The sequence below is a fragment of the Haloplanus natans DSM 17983 genome, from assembly GCF_000427685.1.
GTDB lineage: Archaea > Halobacteriota > Halobacteria > Halobacteriales > Haloferacaceae > Haloplanus > Haloplanus natans.
Genome location: NZ_KE386573.1, coordinates 2,118,157 through 2,136,779, shown reverse-complemented (window position 1 = coordinate 2,136,779; position 18,623 = coordinate 2,118,157). Strand labels below are relative to the sequence as shown.

Annotated in this window: 19 protein-coding genes and 1 tRNA gene; 12 read left to right on the top strand and 8 right to left on the bottom strand. The window is 58.6% G+C overall.

Annotation, left to right across the window (positions count from 1 at the left end; genetic code table 11):
* Nucleotides 1–8 precede the first annotated feature (8 nt).
* The 3 genes from HALNA_RS13070 (at nucleotide 9) to HALNA_RS13060 (ending at nucleotide 2,336) form a co-directional block, all read left to right on the top strand.
* Complete coding sequence (locus HALNA_RS13070; protein ID WP_049936790.1) at nucleotides 9–551, top strand: poly(R)-hydroxyalkanoic acid synthase subunit PhaE; 543 nt, start codon at nucleotides 9–11, stop codon at nucleotides 549–551.
* Nucleotides 548–1,918, top strand: coding sequence for a class III poly(R)-hydroxyalkanoic acid synthase subunit PhaC (gene phaC / locus HALNA_RS13065; protein WP_049936789.1), 1,371 nt, complete (start codon nucleotides 548–550; stop codon nucleotides 1,916–1,918). The genes HALNA_RS13070 and phaC overlap by 4 nt, the downstream gene beginning before the upstream one ends.
* Before the next feature lie 175 nt (nucleotides 1,919–2,093).
* Nucleotides 2,094–2,336: a helix-turn-helix domain-containing protein gene (locus HALNA_RS13060; RefSeq protein WP_211226021.1), complete on the top strand. Its 243-nt coding sequence runs from the start codon at nucleotides 2,094–2,096 to the stop codon at nucleotides 2,334–2,336.
* A gap of 12 nt (nucleotides 2,337–2,348) precedes the next feature.
* On the opposite strand, the gene HALNA_RS13055 is transcribed toward HALNA_RS13060, so the two are convergent.
* Complete coding sequence (locus tag HALNA_RS13055) at nucleotides 2,349–2,957, bottom strand: DUF7547 family protein (RefSeq protein WP_049936788.1); 609 nt, start codon at nucleotides 2,955–2,957, stop codon at nucleotides 2,349–2,351.
* Nucleotides 2,958–2,996: 39 nt separating this feature from the next.
* Complete coding sequence (locus HALNA_RS20905) at nucleotides 2,997–3,872, bottom strand: hypothetical protein (RefSeq protein WP_211226020.1); 876 nt, start codon at nucleotides 3,870–3,872, stop codon at nucleotides 2,997–2,999.
* Between the two features lie 106 nt (nucleotides 3,873–3,978).
* Between HALNA_RS20905 and HALNA_RS13045 the strand changes: the two genes are divergently transcribed.
* On the top strand, nucleotides 3,979–5,220 hold the full coding sequence (locus HALNA_RS13045) for a HEAT repeat domain-containing protein (RefSeq protein WP_049936786.1): 1,242 nt from the start codon (nucleotides 3,979–3,981) through the stop codon (nucleotides 5,218–5,220).
* A gap of 38 nt (nucleotides 5,221–5,258) precedes the next feature.
* Complete coding sequence (locus HALNA_RS13040; protein WP_049936785.1) at nucleotides 5,259–5,630, top strand: DUF2237 family protein; 372 nt, start codon at nucleotides 5,259–5,261, stop codon at nucleotides 5,628–5,630.
* On the opposite strand, the gene HALNA_RS13035 is transcribed toward HALNA_RS13040, so the two are convergent.
* Entirely contained in the window at nucleotides 5,627–6,238 is a 612-nt protein-coding gene (locus tag HALNA_RS13035; RefSeq protein WP_049936784.1) for a class I SAM-dependent methyltransferase, read from the bottom strand. The two genes, HALNA_RS13040 and HALNA_RS13035, sit on opposite strands and share 4 nt — an antisense overlap.
* A 94-nt stretch (nucleotides 6,239–6,332) precedes the next feature.
* Here HALNA_RS13035 and HALNA_RS13030 point away from each other — a divergent pair, with 94 nt between their 5' ends.
* From HALNA_RS13030 to HALNA_RS13020, 5 genes are all read left to right on the top strand, one after another.
* Entirely contained in the window at nucleotides 6,333–7,244 is a 912-nt protein-coding gene (locus HALNA_RS13030) for a DMT family transporter (RefSeq protein ID WP_049936783.1), read from the top strand.
* Nucleotides 7,245–7,734: 490 nt separating this feature from the next.
* Nucleotides 7,735–8,706: a tyrosine-type recombinase/integrase gene (locus tag HALNA_RS13025; protein ID WP_245576035.1), complete on the top strand. Its 972-nt coding sequence runs from the start codon at nucleotides 7,735–7,737 to the stop codon at nucleotides 8,704–8,706.
* A gap of 68 nt (nucleotides 8,707–8,774) precedes the next feature.
* Entirely contained in the window at nucleotides 8,775–9,227 is a 453-nt protein-coding gene (locus HALNA_RS20100) for a hypothetical protein (protein WP_157573541.1), read from the top strand.
* A gap of 635 nt (nucleotides 9,228–9,862) precedes the next feature.
* Nucleotides 9,863–10,393: a hypothetical protein gene (locus tag HALNA_RS20095; protein ID WP_157573540.1), complete on the top strand. Its 531-nt coding sequence runs from the start codon at nucleotides 9,863–9,865 to the stop codon at nucleotides 10,391–10,393.
* Nucleotides 10,394–10,837: 444 nt separating this feature from the next.
* Nucleotides 10,838–11,668, top strand: coding sequence for an IS5 family transposase (locus HALNA_RS13020; protein WP_049936781.1), 831 nt, complete (start codon nucleotides 10,838–10,840; stop codon nucleotides 11,666–11,668).
* 53 nt (nucleotides 11,669–11,721) lie between these two features.
* Here HALNA_RS13020 and HALNA_RS20090 read toward each other — a convergent pair whose 3' ends face one another.
* Together HALNA_RS20090 and HALNA_RS13015 are read right to left on the bottom strand one after the other, a co-directional pair.
* Nucleotides 11,722–12,594 carry a hypothetical protein gene (locus HALNA_RS20090; protein ID WP_157573539.1) on the bottom strand — a complete coding sequence of 291 codons (873 nt, stop codon included), beginning with the start codon at nucleotides 12,592–12,594 and terminating at the stop codon, nucleotides 11,722–11,724.
* A 103-nt stretch (nucleotides 12,595–12,697) separates the two neighbouring features.
* Nucleotides 12,698–13,162: an SWIM zinc finger family protein gene (locus HALNA_RS13015; RefSeq protein WP_084510024.1), complete on the bottom strand. Its 465-nt coding sequence runs from the start codon at nucleotides 13,160–13,162 to the stop codon at nucleotides 12,698–12,700.
* A 179-nt stretch (nucleotides 13,163–13,341) separates the two neighbouring features.
* Between HALNA_RS13015 and HALNA_RS13010 the strand changes: the two genes are divergently transcribed.
* Nucleotides 13,342–13,587: a helix-turn-helix domain-containing protein gene (locus HALNA_RS13010; RefSeq protein ID WP_049936780.1), complete on the top strand. Its 246-nt coding sequence runs from the start codon at nucleotides 13,342–13,344 to the stop codon at nucleotides 13,585–13,587.
* Nucleotides 13,588–14,081: 494 nt separating this feature from the next.
* On the opposite strand, the gene HALNA_RS13005 is transcribed toward HALNA_RS13010, so the two are convergent.
* Complete coding sequence (locus HALNA_RS13005) at nucleotides 14,082–15,851, bottom strand: hypothetical protein (RefSeq protein WP_049936779.1); 1,770 nt, start codon at nucleotides 15,849–15,851, stop codon at nucleotides 14,082–14,084.
* A 560-nt stretch (nucleotides 15,852–16,411) separates the two neighbouring features.
* Between HALNA_RS13005 and HALNA_RS20085 the strand changes: the two genes are divergently transcribed.
* Entirely contained in the window at nucleotides 16,412–17,275 is an 864-nt protein-coding gene (locus tag HALNA_RS20085) for a hypothetical protein (protein ID WP_157573538.1), read from the top strand.
* A gap of 207 nt (nucleotides 17,276–17,482) precedes the next feature.
* Here HALNA_RS20085 and HALNA_RS13000 read toward each other — a convergent pair.
* Nucleotides 17,483–17,555, bottom strand: a tRNA-Thr gene (locus HALNA_RS13000).
* A gap of 48 nt (nucleotides 17,556–17,603) precedes the next feature.
* Nucleotides 17,604–18,605 (bottom strand): class I SAM-dependent methyltransferase, encoded by a 1,002-nt coding sequence (locus HALNA_RS12995; RefSeq protein WP_049936778.1) that lies wholly within the window; start codon nucleotides 18,603–18,605, stop codon nucleotides 17,604–17,606.
* Nucleotides 18,606–18,623: the final 18 nt, after the last annotated feature.

Genomic DNA, 18,623 nt, shown 5'->3' with positions numbered 1-18,623 from the left:
TGCATACGATGACCAACGAAGCCAGCGGTACGTTCGATGGACAGATGGACGCGTTCCTGGAACGCATGACAGAGACGTATATGAACGCGCTCGACCGGAATCTCGACGCGCAGTCGGCCTTCATGGACGCCTGGATGGAGTCGATGGAGGACAACCTCTCCGAGGAGCGCATCCAGGAGGGCTACGAGGGCTCGATGCGCGCCTACGAGGCGTGGATGGACGCCGCCGAAACCTCCTTCGAGCGCATGGGGAGTGCGTTCCAGGGCGAGGATGTCGAGCCCGAGGAGTTCCGGGACATCTGGCTCTCCTCGGCCAACGAGGCGTTCAAGGAGATGATGACCACCACCGCGTTCGCGGCGGCGACCGGCCAGACCGTCGAGGAGGCGATGAATATGCGCCAGAACATCGACGAGGCCTCCGAGGAGACGCTCCACGCGCTCAACTTCGCCACTGTCGGCGACGTGCGCGAGGTTGGTGAACGGCTCGTCGAACTCGAACGCCGGCAACATTCGATCGAGCAGAAGCTCGATCAGGTGCTCGAACAGCTATGAACCCCTTCACCTTCCCGCTGGACGCCCAGCGCGACCTCTGGGAGCGCGCGGCCGACGACACGGCCTCGGTCGGCGCCATCCCGGACGGCCTGGAGACGATGGCCGAGGTCGAGGTGGGGGCGACGCCGAGCGACGTGGTGTACGAGGAGAACAAACTCGAACTTCACCACTACGAGCCGCTGGTGCCCGAAGAGGAGCGCCACGACGTGCCGCTCCTGTTCGTCTACGCCCTCATCAACCGACCGTACATCCTCGACCTCCAGCCGGACCGAAGCGTGATCCGCCGGATGCTCGAAGCCGGCTTCGACGTGTACATGATCGACTGGGGCGAACCCTCCGACCTCGATACGTCGCTCTCGCTTCACGACTACGTCAACCGCTACATCGACAACTGCGTCGACGTGGTCCGCGAGCGCTCCGGCCAGGATTCGATCAACCTCATGGGCTACTGCATGGGCGGAACCATGAGCGTCATGTACGCCGCGCTCCACCCGGAGAAGGTCCGCAACCTTGGACTCATGGCCGCCGGTCTCTGCTTCGACGGCACCGGTGGTATCCTCGAGATGTGGGGCGACGAGGAGTTCTTCAGCCCCGGCGCCATCACCGACACCTTCGGCAACGTCCCCGCGGAGTTCCTCGATGTCGGGTTCGCGCTGATGGACCCCGTGACGAACTACGTCACCAAGTACGGCACCCTCTACGACAACATCGACGACGAGGGGTTCGTCGAGAACTTCGCGCGGATGGAGAAGTGGCTCAACGACCCAATCGACGTCGCCGGGGTCGCCTACCGGGAGTTCTTGGAAGATGTCTACCAGAAAAACAAGCTCTACCGGAACGAACTCGAACTGAACGGCGAGCGGGTCGATCTCGGGGAGATTACGATGCCCGTGATCCAGGTGATCGGCGAGTACGACCACCTCATCCCGCCGGAGGCGAGTCGACCGTTCAACGACGTGGTCGGCAGCGACGACACCGAACTTATGGAGTACTCGACGGGCCACATCGGTCTCTCCGTGTCGAGTTCCACCCACGAACACCTCTGGCCTGCGGTGGCCGACTGGTTCGCCGAGCGGTCGGTCGTCGAGAGTGAGGCCGTCGAGGTTCCCATCGAGGAGACGGGTGACGAGGAGGCCGGCGAAGATACGGACGCGCCGGCCGAGGATGTCGACGCCGACGCGGTCGGCACCGACTTACAGGAACTCGACGGCATCGGACCCGCCTACGCGTCACGCCTCGAAGCCGCCGGTATCGACTCCATCGAGACGCTCGCTGGCGCCGAACCGGCCATCGTCGCCGCCGACACCGATATCGACGAGGGTCGCCTCCGCCGCTGGATCGACGCCGCGGCCGAGCGGACGGCGTAGACGACCCGACGGGGGTCCTCCGATTGGGGTTTCACCCCACAAGCTGTGTCACCAGTTCCCACATTTACAAACGTGAACTATATCTTGGCATATTATGTCATATTAGGGATTTTGATAATATGGTGCATATATTGGAAGGGTTTATTACTTAGCAAGTGGACACTTCAGTTGAACCATGAGCGCGACGCAGATGATCAGCCGATCAACGAGCGCCCCCGACCTGCCCGACGATCTCACCGCCGCCGATTCGAAGCTCGTCTACCTGTTCGTCGCCGTCTCCGACGGCGCGACGGTCGACGACCTGCAGACTGCGCTGGACATAAAGAAAATCTCGCTGTTCCCGGTTCTCGACACGCTCTCGAAACGCGGCCTCATCGAGCGCGTCGAGGAGCAGTACGTCACCGCCTCGGCGTCGTAAACCGCTGCTCTCTCACTCCTCCCCGTCTTCGTCCTCTACTGACTCCTTGATCGACGCCAGTTCCGACTCCACGTCGACGGCGTCGTCGTTCTCCTCCTCGACGTCGATAGCGACGCCGCGTCGTGTCGGCTCTCGCTCCCGCCGCTTGTCATCCCGACGCCGGTCGGCCGCCGCCTCGTCGAGCCGTGAATCGATCTCCGCGGTCAACTCCCGCGCGTCGACCAGAATCGATCCGGCCGCCGAGTCCTCGGGCAGTTCCGCGCCGGTCAGCGCGCCCCGCAGGTCGGCGAGCGCGTCGCGGAAGGCGTCCGTCTCCGGTCCGCGACGTGCCGTCAGCCGGTCGCGGACCTCGTCGGCAGTCGACCCCGGCCCCACCAGCCGGAGTACCGCCCGGAGCAGTTCCAGTGACTGCACCGTCGCTTCGAGCAGGGCGATGGCCGTCGGGAGCGTGTACTCCTCGGTGAACCGAAGGATCTCCCCCGGCGTCGGCGGGCGGCGGCGGGGGCGCTCGTCGCGGAATTCCCGCCGGACGTCCTCGTCGACCGCCTCGCGGAGGTCCGTCAGCGTCCGCTCCAAGTCGGCCAGCAGCACCGCCAGTTCCTCGTCGTCTCGGCTCGACATGGCCGAGGGTTGGGGCCGGACGCGGATATATCGTTGCCGTCAGCCGCGCCGACGAGCGACGGGCGCGAGAGCCAGCAACGCGAGCAGTGCGACGACCGGCCCGAAGCCGGCGCCGCCGCCCTCGGTTACGGTCGGCGACGTGGTCGGTTCGGGCGTGTCGGGCGGCTGGGGCGTCGACGACTCCGTTGGGGTCGGTGTCGCCGTCGGGGTCGGCGTGGCCGTCGGTGTCGCCGTCGGGGTCGGTGTCGCGGTGGCCGTCGGCTCCGTGGCGCCGCCCGCGACCGTCACGGTCGTCGATGCCGCGCCGTCCTCGATGTTGCTCCCTTCGAGGCTGATCCGATAGGTCCCCGATTCCGCCTCGCTCGTGTCGACAGTGACGCTCCCCCCGTTCTCGGTGATCCGGCTGTTCCCCGCGAGGTCGACGCCGTCGGGGTTCTCGACGGTCACGTCTAGCCGGTCGGCCTCGGCGAAGTTGTACTCGACCGTGATGGTCACCTCCTCGAAGTCGTCGCTGTCGACGGTGTCGCCCGCGATGTCGACGCCGCGTTCGTTGCGGACGTCGAAGTCGGTGATGCGGGGCCGCACGACGACGATGTCGGCCTCGTCGTCGCTGTCGCGCTCGGCGTAGTACGATCCCGGTTCGACGCCGTCGAAGTCGGCGTTCTCGGGGTCGACGCTGAACACTCCCTGATCGCCGACCGGGAGGAACGTCGTCGACTCGGTACCGATCGTTCCGCCGCCGGTGAGTTCCGCGTCCGAGATGTCGAGCGTCTCGCTGACGTAGACGCGGACCGGGGGGCTGGTGTCCGCCGGTTCGTCGCGCGGTTCGTCGACGGCGACGACCGCACCCGTCGCGGCGGCGAGGACGGCGAGACAGACTACGAGGATCACCATCGGGCGAGCTGTGGAGGACATATCATCGATAGTAGGGCTCCGGCGATATGTCCCTTTCCCGTCGGGGCCACTCGACCGTGCCCCCGAATGGAAACGCTCTTTTGACAGTCACACCGAGTGTGCGCGTATGACTGACGGGGACGACGAGACCGACCTCCCAGCCGAGACCCTCGACTCCCGCCTCGACGACGCGGCCGAGGCGCTCGACGACGCCGAGACCGAGACCGACCTCGACGCCGTCGAGGAACGGCTGGACGGGATCGCCGCCGACCTCGACGCCGCCGAGTTTCCGGCTCCCGACGAGGACGACGAGGACCCCGCGGCGGAACTGTCCGACCGCCTCGACTCCCTCCGCGAGGATCTGGCAGCCGCCCGCGGCCCCTACGCCTCGGACGTGATCGACGCCATCGAGGACGCGAAGGCGACGCTCGACGACACTCGCTGGACTGAAACGGGTGAACGCGAGGCCGTCGTCGCCGTCGAGAGCGTCGTCGCCGACGTGAACGAGACGCTCGGGACGGACCTCGCTGACGAGGCCGAATCCGTCGAAGCGTCGCTCGACGCCCTCGATGCGACGACCGCCGCCGTCGACGAGGCGGGTCTCGACCCCGACGACGACGCCGAAACCATCGCTGCCCTGCTGGAGGCGACCGACGCCCTCGAAGCCGGCCTGGAGGACGCCGAGGAGTGGGACGACCTGGAGACACACGAGAAACTGCAGGCGCAGGGCTACTACGACGTGCTCGGCCACTACAAGGACTTCCCTCCGGAGTGGGCCGCGCTCAAGGAGTGGGAGAAACGCGGCAACGTCGAGATGGTGTTGCTCGCGCTCGACAGCTTCCAGTCGGAGTTCATGGAGCGTCACTGCCTCGAAGCCCTCACCCGGATGAACGACGACGCGGCCTTCGAGGCCATGCACCAGCGCGCGGGCAAGCGCGACAAGCCCGGCATCAAAGCCATCGGAAAGATGGCTGCCGAGGACGCCGTCGAAACGCTACTGGAGTACGTCGACGCCGACTCCGACCCCGGTCTCCAGAAGGTGACGTTCAAGGCGCTCGGCGAACTCGGAAGCGAGGAGGCGACCGGCCCGCTCGCCAACAAGCTCGACGCCGAGAACGAACAGATCCGACCCTACGCCGCCCGCGCCCTCGGCCTCATCGGCGACACGCGCGCCATCGACCCGCTTTCGGATACGCTGGCCGACGCCGACACCGACGAGACCCGTGCCGCAGCCGCGTGGGCGCTCCGACAGATCGGCACCGAACGCGCCCTCTCGGCGGCCGCCGACTACGCCGACGACCGGGCCTACCTCGTCCAGCACGAGGCGTCCCAAGCCGCCGACGCGCTGTCGGTCGAACCGACGGCGTAGACCCAAACGCTCTCCCTCGTCGCGCTCTTTTTACGGCCATGAGCGACGCCGACACCAACGCCCTCGGGACCGACCTCGAACCGTGTAGCACCGACCCCGAGACCGGCTACCTCCGCGACGGCTGCTGTCGCCACGTCGAATCCGACCGCGGCCGTCACGAAATCTGTGCCGTGGTGACCGAGGAGTTCCTCGAATTTTCCCGCGCCCGCGGCAACGACCTGATCACGCCCCGCCCACGGCTCGACTTCCCTGGGCTCGACCCCGGCGACCGCTGGTGTCTCTGTCTCGGGCGCTGGATCGAAGCGGAACGGGACGGCGTCGCCCCGCCGGTCGTCCTCGAAGCGACACACGAGGCGGTGCTGGAGGAGGTTCCGTTCTCGACGCTGCTGGAGCACGAGTACGAGGGTTAAGACAGCCGCGGATACGACTGCGCCCCGCCGGTCGACTTGCGCCCGACGAGCGTCGCTACCGCCTGCGTCCGCCCCTTCTCGTCGGGGCGCGTCCGCTCCTCGTAGCCCAGGATCGTCAGATCGAGACAGGCCCGGAGCAGGTCGTTCGCCCGGAACTTGTAGCGGTCGTCCGACGGCCCGATGTCGATATCGTCGCTCGACCGGAGGTGGTGCTCGTAGACGAGCATACCCCCCGGCGCCAGCGCCTCCTTCAGGTCGGGCAGTCGATCCAGGGCGGCGAAGAAACTCACAGTGACCACGTCGTACGCACCCGCCTCGAACTCGAAGTCGTCGATGTCGGCGCGAATCCAGTTCACCGCGACCCCGTCGTCCGCGGCCGCGTTCGCGGCGCGGTCGAGCGCCTCGTCGGAGACGTCCACCGCGTCCACCTCGTACCCTTCGGCGGCCAGAAAGCGGGCGTTTCGTCCCGTTCCGGTCGCCACGTCGAGCGCCCGCCCCGACGGGAGCGTCTCGATCCGCCGTGCCAGTTCGGGGATCGGATCGTCGGGTAACTCGAACTCCTCGTCCGTGCTGTACTTCTCGTTCCAGCGCTCGCGGTCGTCGGTCACAGTCGGTGGTGGGTCGGCCGGGGTAAGGCTCCTGCGCCCGCCGCCCACGTCGCCGGATCGACACACCCATTCCCCCCGACGGCGAAAGGCCGATGTGTCTCTCGGTCGATACCGAAACGCCGGGCTGTTCGTCCTCCTCGGGGTGCTCTTCGGCAGTTCCTTCGTGGCGATCAAGGCCGGCCTCGACGCTCTCCCCCCGGTCTTTTTCGCCGCCCTCCGGTTCGACGTGGCGGCGCCGCTGCTCGTCGCCTACGCCGCGTGGCGCTACGACGACTGGATTCCGCGGACCCGTGCCGATTTCGCGAGCCTCGTCGTCGGTGCGGCCACCATCGTCGCCGCGAACAACGGCCTCCTCTTTCTCGGTCAGCGGACCATCACGCCCGCGGCCGCGTCCGTGATGTACGGCCTCAACCCCATCCTCTCGCCGGCCTTTGCATTTCTCCTCCTCGGCCAGCGACTCGACCTCCGTGGCATCGTCGGCATCTGCCTCGGCCTGGTCGGCGTCGTCATCATCGTCCAGCCGTCCCCCGAGACGATCACCTCGGTGTCGACGGTCGGCCAACTGTACGTCCTCGCCGCTGCGGCGGTCATCGCCCTCGGGAGCGTGTTCATGCGACGCCTCGACGCGACGGTCGAGAGCATCCCCTTGACCGGGTGGGCGATGGCACTCGGTGCCCTCCTCCTCCACATCTGGAGTCTCGCCCTCGGCGAGTCGGCGGCCGGCACGACCCCCACGACGACGCTCGTGCTCGCGGTCCTCGTCGTCGCTATCCCTTCGACGGCGGCCGCCTACCCGATCTACTTCACGCTCATTCGTCGCATCGGCCCGGTCCGGACGAACCTCGTGGCCTACGTCGTCCCCGTCGTCGCCGCCGTCACCGGCTGGCTACTCCTCGACGAACCGGTGACGCTCGCGACGGCCGTCGGCTTCTGCGTCGTCGTCGCCGGCGTTGCCCTCCTCGAACGCCGCGTCGTCGCCGCCGAACTGGCTCGGCTATCTTCGTGACGCTTTTTTACGGCGACTGTTCGACAGAATAATTTAATTTCTCTGACATTATTCGGGGCCTTGCTCGGGAGCGATAGCGGAACGGAGTACCGACGTACGGGGTCACCTCGTTTCCACGCATCCGAGCAGTACGACATGCCACGGGCGACGCCTCGTGTGGAACTTCCACGTGGGGTTCTCGTCTTTTCGAACTCTCGAATCCTCGCTACTACGAAATATACGCGGGACTCCCTTCCGTTCGGCGGACGGAGGCCCGCCCCTTGATTCGTGCCCAGCAGACAGCCGGAAGAGAGGACGTGACCCACGGTCGTTGCGCTTCGCTCCACTCCCTGATTCAACCCTCCTGTGGCTCTTCGGCTCCACTCCGTTCCGCCAGAAGAGCCGGAGGAGGGAATTGCTCCCTCGGGACCCTATCACCCGGCGAATCCGCAGGAGGGGCTGACACAGAAGGCGCGCTATGAGACTGAAACAAACCCCTCCCCACGAAGCGATGAACCGATATCTGAAAGACAAGAAAGCCGAAGTCTCCGACAAGACGATCTACAACTACGGGACGACACTCCGGCAGTTCTGCGACTGGCTCACCGACTACGGCACCAACGACCTGCGCGAACTCGACTCAGATACCATTCAGCGGTACAGAGAGTTTCGAACAGGGAAGGTGGCGCGGATCACGGCCCGGAACGACCTACGGACCATCAAGCAGTTCGTGGAGTTCTGTGAGACGATACAGGCCGTCCCTACGGGGCTTGGCGAACTCGTTCGTATCCCGAAGACCGATCCCTCGGACGAGATTTGCGACGATCTACTCACCCGAGAGGAAGCCGTGGCAATCCTCGATCACCTCTCGAAGTTCTCCTACGCGAGCGACCGCCACATTATCATCCTGATTCTGTGGAAGACAGGGATGCGTCTAAGCGGGCTTCGGGCACTCGACGTTGAAGACTTCGATGAGGGACGCCCGGCGCTTGAGATTCGACACCGTCCCGAGTCCGGTACTCCGTTAAAAAAGAAAGAACGCGGCGAGCGCGACGTGCTGATCACGCCCGAGACGGCGGAGGTGATTGCTGACTACATTGCAGAGACTCGGATCGACGTGACCGACGACCACGGCAGGCGACCGCTTCTGACGACGCGCCACGGACGCAGGGCACGCACGAGCATTCAGCGGATGGTCTACACGGCGACTCGCCCCTGCTTCTACGGTGGCAGTTGTCCGGTTGAGAAAGACCCTGAGACGTGCGAACACAACGAGTGGAACGCCGCGTATGGTTGTCCCGCTTCCGTGTCGCCCCACGCACTACGTCGAGGATACGTGACTGCCGCAAGGAACGCGGGTCAGCCCAAGGACGTGACGGGTGAGCGAGCGAATATGAGTGGTCGGATATTGGATAAGCACTACGACAAGGGTTCAGCAGCGGAGAAGGCGGAGCGGAGGAAGGACTATCTACGAGATATTTAGTGGATTTCAGTTCATCTAACCCTTTTTATCGGGTACCTATTTTTCGTCTGTGAAGAGAGGAACTTCTCATGAAGGAATCAGACCTGAAACCTCTCTGTAAAGATCGGGTTGAACAAGTGATGGAGTCAGAGGGCTTGCGAGTCGTCCAATGGTACGAAGAAGCCTCAATACAGGCTGCCAGTCGTTCTGTCGAAGTGCCACCCGCATTCGTGCATGAGCGTGTCGATCTCCTATGTGTGTCACAGAGAACCAATCAGCAACCGATTATTAGTGTTATTGAGGTTAAGGATAAGTTCAATAAAAAAGCAATTGGGCAAGCGTTGGTCTATGAGTGGGCGCTGAGAAACGCATCAGAAATCAAGGTCAGCGGTGATACAATCTCCCTTCCTGATTCTTTTCAAACACATTGCGCTATCTGTTGTAGAGCGGCGAAATCGCACTATAGGCAGTTCATTGAGGACGTTAACAGCGATATTCTCCGTGATGAGGCGAGGATTGATCTGTATAACGTCTCGCAGTAGCCTTCCGAAAGTGGCCGAGTTTCTTCGGTAACAGAGTCAGCCAACGGGAAACTAATGGACTACATTTGCTCCCCCAAGGCTATGACACCGTCAGCCGCCGCTGATCGAGATACAGAGTAAGTCGCTCCACTTGTTGTGAGAATTTCGCGCTGGCATAGTAGGCGGTTTGGCGCTTATCCTCGGATGTGTCGAGCAGGAAAGCGCGCCGAACCTCTGTGGGAGTTGATCAAACTGTTTTCGAAAAGCCCGCATACACTTCGGCGGGGGTACATCACGGCGGCTCTGAATGCGGGCCAGCCGGTTGATGTGACTGCCGAGCGGACGAACGTGAGTCGAGAGGTGCTTGACAAGAACTACGATGCTCGTACCGAGAGTGAGAAGCGGGAAGTTCGGAGGCGGTTCTTGCAGGACGTATAGGAAGCGGGGTACACACCACTCTGATTTTCCCTCAGTCCTCATCTCTGCTAATTTTTTAGTATATTGGCAAGAGGGCCATTCACACGCTCAAGATGGTGAAGGCTAATCCTACCAAGGAACAACTGCGACCCGGATGCTCTTTTCCTCCGCATATATTCCAAGCAATGGGTGTGAGTGTAGGGGACGTATGGACTAACAGTAGAGGGACGAAACTGATCTTGGAGCAGGCTTCTTTCAGCGACAAACAATATACAATGCGGCTTGAAGATACCTCGCTCGAACAGACGACTGAATCAATACTCAACGAAATCGGATTTGAAACAGGTCAATTCGAAAAACAGTACATACCAAGTGGTACGAAATACCGGATTGACTTTGCCTTCCCACCGATCAGGTTAGCAATTGAACCGCACGCGAGTTATCTATGGGGAGTGAATGATGGACGAGAAGAGCAAAAAGAGGCTGAATTAAACAGTAGAGGTTGGGATGTTCTCTGGTTGGATGAAACTGACTTAGAGAACAAAGAAGAGGCAGAGCAAGAAATACGCGAGGCGATCATCCGAACTATAGACAATATCAAAGTACAGGATGAAGACTCGGTCATAGTGCAGAAAGAGAACACATCTGGTACTGACTCGTCCACGTATGATTTACCCGAAGACGACGCTCAGTTAGTAGTAATTGATGGACGAGTGCTTACTATGAGTATGGTGAATCACTACCGTACAGTAGACGAGTTAGCCAGATAAACATTTGACCGTATATCCCTCGGAAATGGTAACCTACGCTCTCGGAAAGCGGCCGGATGATTTTGAGGTTGAGTTACCCGAACAGCCACCGAACGAAGATCAGGTTGTGGCTCTGCGTGAGCAGGATGGCGTGAATGGGGTTGGCGTACTGAACTCCGAGAAGCGAGGTAGTGAATTGGTCGCAACCTATCTTATTGTATCCACTAAGCCCAAATTTCGATGGCGGTTGATTTGGGAAGATGGTGAGTGGTTCGTATCTGAACGACGTTGGTGAAGGATTAGCAGTTTTCGGGAGAACATCCGTGAACGGCATGGACTCTCATGGATTTCACCAAAGGCTATCACTCTCTACATAATGTGTTTGAACGGCTGTGTTGAATCACTAGACGGCGTCGGGATGGGTCGCTAAATCAAAGGAGTTGAAGCGGAGAGATTCGGTTGCCTATGACACAAATCTCCCGCTTCACTGGTGAGATTGTGCCGATTGCCCAAGTTGTTACCGGTGATGGAGACGAATCCGCCGCCCCGGAAGGTGGCGGCGGATTCGCCGACTATGCCCTCGTTTCTCTCCACTGTCTGCGGATTTACCTTGACACGTCTTACCGAATGACGATTGACCTGCTCAAAGAGATGCCACAAATAACCGGGGAGATCGGCCTCAGCGCGGCCGATCTCCCCTCACCATCCACGTTGTGTAAAGCGTTCGACCGGATCAGTATGAGCGTCTGCCGAGTGCTGCTGCGCCAATCGGCGCAGCTGCATGACCCCTCGAAACACGGCGCGATCGACGCGACATTCTACGAACGCTCAGCTGCGAGCCGCCACTACTGCCAGCGAATAAGCTACCGCGTCCAGAAGCTGAAGGTCACGAAACTCGTCGATACAGAGTCTCAAGCCATCCTTGACGTTCACTGCTCGACGACTCGGGACGGAAGCGACGCAGATCTCGCCGAGCAGATCGCCCGCCGAAACGCGGGCGATCTGCGGTCTCTTGCCGCCGATAAAGGCTATGACAAGCAGTCGCTCCGCGAATCCCTTCGTGACCTCGGGATTCGCCCGCTCATCAAACATCGCATCTTCGCACCGTATGATCACGCGCACAACGCCAGAATCGACGAACAGCGCTACAATCAGCGCTCGATGACCGAGACCGTGAACTCGGCTGTGAAGCGCTCGCTCGGCTTCGCCGTGCGAGCGCGTTCCTGGTTCCGTGAGTTCCGAGAAATCGCGCTGATGTGTGTCGTCTATAACATCAAGCGAGCTGTGAAACAGTGAATTCCACCGCCATATAGCGATTCAACACAGCCGTTTGAACCAGAATACTTTGGCTATGACGCAGTCACCGGCTCCATAACTCCATTATCTCTCATTTCGTTATATAATGTTCTCAGAAAGGACCAAACAGCGATGATTCCTGCGCTTAATGGTATCGTCAGGTACGGAGGCTGATAACTGAATGATCCAATAACTATCTGGTAGTCAGGGATTGGCTGTTGAAGTCCCTCCGGGATCGTAACCCATAGCGTGACTAATAGAATGCCTGTTATTAAAATATGGTAAAATAGCGAGTCTACTGGCTTGTCTTCTTTAAGAAGAAAATCATACTGTCGGACTTCTAATGTCGGTAAAACTAACCAAATCAACGAAACGATAGATAACGAAATTATCCGTATCTGACTTGATCGATTATTGAATGAAAGGAGAAATAGATACGCGAGAATGATATAATTCGTCGTATGCAGAAACCCGAATCGTCCCATAGGCGGAGCAAGAACCTGTTCAAATTGAGTAACTTTGTCCAAAATTTGTCGCTCTAACTCGTCTATATTGGCTATAATCAATTCATGAGCCTTATTTATGCGTAATTGATACTGCTCTACAATCTCTGCGCCCTGCTCATAAGATTGGACAAGATTTTCTGTGCCAACCTCCGAATTCACCCGTTCTCCTCCGATATTGGCAATTCTCTCAAGTATTTTGATCTCAATATTAATGATACGTCTAATAAATGAAAATGGACTGATGATCGCACCCATCACATTTGATGTTTGATATCTCACAAATTGGAATATTATATTCAGAACAACTTTGAAAATTTTTGCAGGCAGAAGAAATATACCAGATATCAACAGAAGCCTGTGGCCCTCATTAGCGACCCTTTTTAAATCAATATCTCTGGCAATACGTGATATTTCGATCACTACTAATACCATTACAGGGAGAAAAAATGTGATCGTAGATGAGTCAGACGCCATAGTCCGTGATTAGACCGGATGCAAATATTTTGCAGGGGTCTTGTTTGAGTTAGATGATGTTCTCAGATGAATAGCACGACCAGCATGGTAGTCCACCCAACTCTTCGCACTCGCACTTTTGATTTTCCGGACGGCCACCATCAGCTACCGGGATGCGCTCAACAGGGTTCGAGGATTCGAGTGATTTCTCAGGGAAGGCCGCCGCCGCTTCCATCACTACCCGCCCGCCAACCGTCGCCAGACTGACTTTATGCTTGCAGTCGTAGTCGTCCCTGAATCGGTCAGCAGGGCATTCACACTCTCGGGGTACAATCACTCCGCCCATGTCCTCGACGGCCACCACGTAGGCGTGTGCGTCCTTCTCGACCCCGTAGGATTCGTTCGTCACTAAGACTTGGAGCGGGCCGACCAACCGGAAAGACCACGCTTCCCACGTCACGCGCTTGGCCGTCTTCGCGCCGAAATTCAGATACTCAACAGCAGTCTTTTGCCGACTGGTTTCGTTGGTTGCCATTGGCTTCTTGCTCCTATGAGAAGCCGGCTCCGGGTGTTGCACCACCCGGACGCTTTCACTCGCCCCGAGGGAACCGTTCTTCTCACCAATTCCTACGACGGAATAGGAGATAAGCGTTCCGGTGGTGTTCGTAGGAATAGGCAGAACACTCATCGTAGTCGCCGGAGTATCCCGTACTAATGGGCGAAGAGAGAAGGCGGAGTGACAAAGGCACGTACACCGAGGAGGTGACGCCCGACGACGCGCTTGCTGTGTTCATCGATCACGAACCACGGACGGCGTCGGAAGTAGCCGAGGAGTTGGGGATTGTGCGTCGGACTGCGTACAACAAATTGACCGCTTTAGAGGAGCGCGGCGATCTCAAGCGTAAGAAGGTGGGTGGTCGAGCAGTCGTATGGTGGCGGCCTGACCCACCTGACGAGTGACGGTGACTACGTTCGGGGCGCGCATACATGCTTTGAGGAGGAAAGGCGGGCGGCACGGTGGGTAGTTGCGACACGGTCAGTCTCGCCCGTCTGCATAGCGAAGTAACCCGCTCAGAATTTGACCTGATTTTCGGCTGGTCCCAATGGGATTTCGGAGGAGGGGGGTCAGAACGAACGAGGAACGCCGCTCCTGCTCTGTAACGGCTCGATAACTCGCATACCGGCGTGTTGCACTCCGACAGGAGAAGTCTCGGGAACCGGTAGCGTGGACGCTCCGAGAGGGGCAAGAAAGTCGCTCACTACTGTTGCCCTGACGGTGATTACTGGCTTCACACAAAACTGGTATTTACCGCTGCTACACGACCAGTTTGTATCCCGGTTTACCTGTGTCGAGCCGCCTTTCCTCTTTCAAACATCTGTGAGTAACGTTTGGAGTAATGAATATCGTAATTTGATATTTCCCTATATGTAGTATAGGACGTAGTCAAATTAGTCTATTCTCGAAGAGAGACAATACTGTGCTTCCCACGCTCTTCAAGTCGAAGGTTGGACCAGACAAGGGGCCGATTACCCTCGCACCGAATTAGATTGTACTCCTCGTGAAGTCTCTTAAGATGCTTTAGAATCTGATCATAACCGATTCCATCGTCACCATATAACTCCTCAACTACACCTTCGATCTGTTTCGCTGCTCTTTTCGCAGTTTTCCACTCAGCGCCGTGCGTCAACGCATTGACTACCTGACTCATTCCTTTTCCGTCGTCCCATCGTTTGATCTCTGTGTGCCAAACTTCGGGATCGACCCATTCAGGGATAGCACACGAGAAGACGTACACGCGAATCTCTTCGTCCCTGACCTCCCGGCTGAAACGCATGGCCGCTTGCAGAACTTCACTTTCACGAGTGCTGCGTAGGATTTCGTTCCCAACTGGTCCGAAGTCCAAGTTTGTTCCTCTGAGGATGTTCCCGCGTTCGTCCTTCCTTCGGGCCGCTGAGTGTCCCCTGAGTGCTGCCCATTTCTGAATCACAAGGTCGCTCTGCTGTGGACTCCCAATAATCAGGACAGGATTACGACCGTCTAAATCGTTTCTACCCTTGAGATTCCCGTAATGTTCTCCTTCCCACACTAATTCGTCCGACTCGAACGGGCGGAGGTTTCCAAACCCATTCGTAGAAGTGACTACGAAGGGGGTAATTCCCTCACGCCGAGTGATTTCCTCGATGAGAGCATAGTCCGTTTGCGGCTCATTCCGATCCCCGAAAACCGGAATTGTGGTCTCGGATAATTGAATGATCCGCAATCCGAGATGATCGAGCCATTCTCGTTGTTCTTCCTCGCTGAGAACGGGAAGGTATTCTAACTCATCTCCGAGTACGGCACGCCACATTTCGAACGACGGCGTCCCATCAAGAGCAACAATGTTAGTGTCTTCACCGAAGGGAAGCGGTGGGAGAATATGCACCCTGCCTGCCGGACTTCGAACGATGACCGTTTCATCCAACAACACGGCCTGACTCCACCCATCAGCGAGTTTCGTGTCTTCAAGAGCCGCACGCACCAGTAGCGACCCATATGCCGTAACGTTTGGATTCCGACCTTCACGATGCCAACTCACTGATTCAAACGTTGTTCCCTCTGCTCCCGACAACCATTCGCGGACAGTCGGATCGTGGTCTGTCTGTCCGATGAGATTGTGCCGGTAAATCAGAATGTCCTCTGCGCTCATGAAGGGGAGAGAATTTTCACCCGCCAAGTAGCGCAGGATAGAATTGTTGGCGTCGTCGCTTGAGAGAGTCGTTAGAACACCATCACCGGGGAACTCGTCGATAATGACGATACGAGATTCGCTGTATTCCGGCTTGAACATATGCCGGTAATTCCCAATGAGAACGTCGTAGTCATCAAGGTTGGAGTCAAGACGGCGCACATAGTCGCATTGATCAGTTGAATGGCAGGGGAGTTCCTTTCCGAAGATCCGCTTGGCGTTCTCGTGCAGTTCCCGTCCGCCACGGCCCTTCTTGTACTCAGCGCGGAACTTGCGTGCCCACTCGCTTCCGTGTTCTCTAACTCCCTCTTTCCCGCCTGTTGAACAATGGTTGTGGAATGAGGGTAGCACGTGGTAGCGAAGGCCTTCCTCTTTGCATTTGTCCTTGATTTGATCGTACAATTTGTGCGTGTCCGTGAAGATGACTGCTTTCTGCCCGATCTCAGCAAGAACCTCAATCGTGCCCTTACTCTTTCCAAGGGCGGGAAGTGTCGGCACCAGAGTTCGGCCTTCCGTCTCAATTGCAGTTTTCAGCGCGCTTCGAGTTTCCGCATAGAGTGTCTACTGTTGTTCATTTTCACCACATGAGGAGAGATACTATCGGCTCAAGACGCGAATTTCAACGCAGAACTAACCTCTCTCCCTTCCCTTCAACGCAGAAGTAAGATATATCCTTATCGGTCGTTCTACCCCGCTAATTCTCCTGATTCGAACCTCAAAGAAACCGACTACATTTCTCCTCATCTTATAGACGCAGAAATTGTATATAACTCTACTCTGACAACGCTGTTGCACACCTCGCTACTCTTCCGCGAGCCGGGGACCTCTGATAGTACCGCGCCGCTTTCCTCCGCGAAACTTGAGTCGTATCCATTTATAAGGAGGAATAAGGCCGAGCCTCCTATCGGAATTCGGTGGGGGAGCCTTCGAGACTGATCGGCACAGGTTCGTTGATGACTCGCTGTGAAAAGCACCAAGATAGCAGGGATACCTTAAGATCAATTACGAACTCGCCAACTGGCACAAATATTAGTGATGTGTCGACCTTATGTTAGGTGATGGAAAGCGAGCAGAGTCCCGGTGAGATGATTCGAAATCTCAATGATCCCGATATTCGTAGGGATGTGTTATTGTTCTTCGTTACTCCCTCAATCGCTCTGGTACTCATATTCTTGTTTCCTCAGAGTGAACAGATATTGGAGTACAAGGCCCGTAGTCCGACAGTCCTCGGTATCGTAGGATCGAATCTCGCACATCGGAGTGTGTCGCATATCTCAAATAACATCGTGGGATATTGGATTCTCGGTGGGGCGGGCTACCTACTAATGAGACAGTCCAAATCGGCCCACATCTATCGATATACTTTCATTGCGTATCTCTTGGTACTGCCCTTTTTCGCCAGTTGGACCATTTTAGAGATATTCGCTGACCGCCCCGAGGTAATTTCCCGATTTGAAAGTGTAGGCTTCTCTCAGACAGTTGGCGCCGTTACAGGATTCTTAGCGATAGCAATTGCGTACTATCACGCCGAAATAGTCAACGGAAACAAACAATTACCGATCTCCCTCGGATTGTTCTCTCTCGGGTTCTTTGTCGCCTTCTACAATCTCGGAGTATTGAATAATTCCATACGTCTCCTCGCTGGCGTCGGAATCATTACTCTGCTCTATATGGCATATCGTCTGAAAGAATCGGTTGATGCCCTCGGCAGTCCACCGATAGTATTCCTTCTCGGTTCGGCTATCCTGTATCTATACGGTCTTCAATTACTGTTCCCCCCATCTGCCCCGGCAGGAATCTACGGACATATGGCTGGTTATGTGTGGGGGTATTTGCTACCAATCGCGGGAATTGTCGGAGTAGAAGGCTATCGAGAAGCCCGTAACCGGTTATCAACTCAAACTTCATCGGCGGATAAGTAGTTTAAATCGATGACTCGTCGGTGGTCTGCCAGTTCATTTTCTCAAATCGCACGACTGCGAAGCGCGGTGCCCGTCACGGGTTCAAATTGAGAGGGTCAACTACCGGCAAAGTAGGCCGCGAGACAGCAACAAATGTCTTCGCTAATCGGGCGAATCTATAAGTAAGAGCGCCGCTGTCTATGAATTAGTTCCTCCCGCGTAGCGGGAAGCCGGAGGAGGGATTTGAACCCTCGGCCTATTCCTTACGAAGGAATCGCTCTGCCAGCTGAGCTACTCCGGCGCTACACAGTCGTACTGCCATCGTTCAAATAAGGGTTCCGAAACGCCCCTACCGCGACAGGCGCACGTCGAGACAGACGTTCAACTCGTGGGGGGCGTACGACCGGACGACGTGCCGGGTGAGCACCTCGATCGCGTACCCCTCGGCCGCCGCCGCTTCGCGGATCGCCCGCTCGCCCGGGCCGAACGGGTCGTCCTCGTGTTGGATGTCGTAGTAGTGGACGACGCAGTCGTCGCCGGCAAGGGTGACCGCGCTATCGAGAAACTCGTCGGCGCTGTGGGGGAGGTTCATGACGATCCGATCGGCCCACCCGGCGTAGTCGGCGGCTACGTCGCGCACGTCGCCCTCGATGGCGGTCACGCGGTCCGCGACGCCGTTATGGCGGGCGTTCTCGCGGAGATATTCTATCGCGGCGGGGTTGAGGTCGACGCCGACGACCGTCGCGCCCCGGGCGGCTATCGGGACGACGAAGGGCCCGACACCCGCGAACATATCGACCGCCTGCTCGCCCGCTTCGACCCCCTCGGTGACGCGGTGGCGCTCGGTCGCGAGACGGGGCGAGAAGTAGACCCGCGAGAGGTCGAGTCGGTACTCGAAGCCGTACTCGCGGTGGACGGTTTCGGTGACGGGGCGGTCGTCCCCATCCCCGCCCGCGACGACCGTCCAGTCGCGCACCCGCAGGTCGCCTTTCACCTTCGAGGCGCGGTCGATCACGGCCCGGACGGGTAGGTCGGAGTCGACGATTGCGTCGGCGATTTCGCGCGCCCGTTCGGGGTCGTCCTCGTCGATGATCGCGACGTCGCCGAGGCGTTCGTACGAGGGGTCGAAGCCGAGGCGGTCGGCCGGTGTCTCCTGTCCATCGTGGGCGGGCACGTCGCGGGTGACGACCGTATACGCCTCCCTCGCCGCCTCGGCGTCGGTCACGGGGAGGTAGAGGCGCCCGTCGTCGCCGACGATTTCGTACTCGTCGTCGAGGAGGCCCGCCGCGGCGAGTTCCTGTCGGGTGTCCTCGCCCGCCTCGCGGGGCACGCGCACGCACGACCGTTCCATACCCGACGCCTCGCCGTC

Excerpts from the sequence above, each read along its gene's own strand:
- HALNA_RS13070 (WP_049936790.1), top strand. The coding sequence starts at position 9 with ATGACCAACGAAGCCAGCGGTACGTTCGATGGACAGATGGACGCGTTC.
- phaC (WP_049936789.1), top strand. The coding sequence starts at position 548 with ATGAACCCCTTCACCTTCCCGCTGGACGCCCAGCGCGACCTCTGGGAG.
- HALNA_RS13060 (WP_211226021.1), top strand. The coding sequence starts at position 2,094 with ATGAGCGCGACGCAGATGATCAGCCGATCAACGAGCGCCCCCGACCTG.
- HALNA_RS13055 (WP_049936788.1), bottom strand. The coding sequence starts at position 2,957 with ATGTCGAGCCGAGACGACGAGGAACTGGCGGTGCTGCTGGCCGACTTG.
- HALNA_RS20905 (WP_211226020.1), bottom strand. The coding sequence starts at position 3,872 with ATGTCCTCCACAGCTCGCCCGATGGTGATCCTCGTAGTCTGTCTCGCC.
- HALNA_RS13045 (WP_049936786.1), top strand. The coding sequence starts at position 3,979 with ATGACTGACGGGGACGACGAGACCGACCTCCCAGCCGAGACCCTCGAC.
- HALNA_RS13040 (WP_049936785.1), top strand. The coding sequence starts at position 5,259 with ATGAGCGACGCCGACACCAACGCCCTCGGGACCGACCTCGAACCGTGT.
- HALNA_RS13025 (WP_245576035.1), top strand. The coding sequence starts at position 7,735 with ATGAACCGATATCTGAAAGACAAGAAAGCCGAAGTCTCCGACAAGACG.
- HALNA_RS20100 (WP_157573541.1), top strand. The coding sequence starts at position 8,775 with ATGAAGGAATCAGACCTGAAACCTCTCTGTAAAGATCGGGTTGAACAA.
- HALNA_RS13020 (WP_049936781.1), top strand. The coding sequence starts at position 10,838 with ATGACACAAATCTCCCGCTTCACTGGTGAGATTGTGCCGATTGCCCAA.
- HALNA_RS13015 (WP_084510024.1), bottom strand. The coding sequence starts at position 13,162 with ATGGCAACCAACGAAACCAGTCGGCAAAAGACTGCTGTTGAGTATCTG.
- HALNA_RS13010 (WP_049936780.1), top strand. The coding sequence starts at position 13,342 with ATGGGCGAAGAGAGAAGGCGGAGTGACAAAGGCACGTACACCGAGGAG.
- HALNA_RS20085 (WP_157573538.1), top strand. The coding sequence starts at position 16,412 with ATGGAAAGCGAGCAGAGTCCCGGTGAGATGATTCGAAATCTCAATGAT.
- HALNA_RS12995 (WP_049936778.1), bottom strand. The coding sequence starts at position 18,605 with ATGGAACGGTCGTGCGTGCGCGTGCCCCGCGAGGCGGGCGAGGACACC.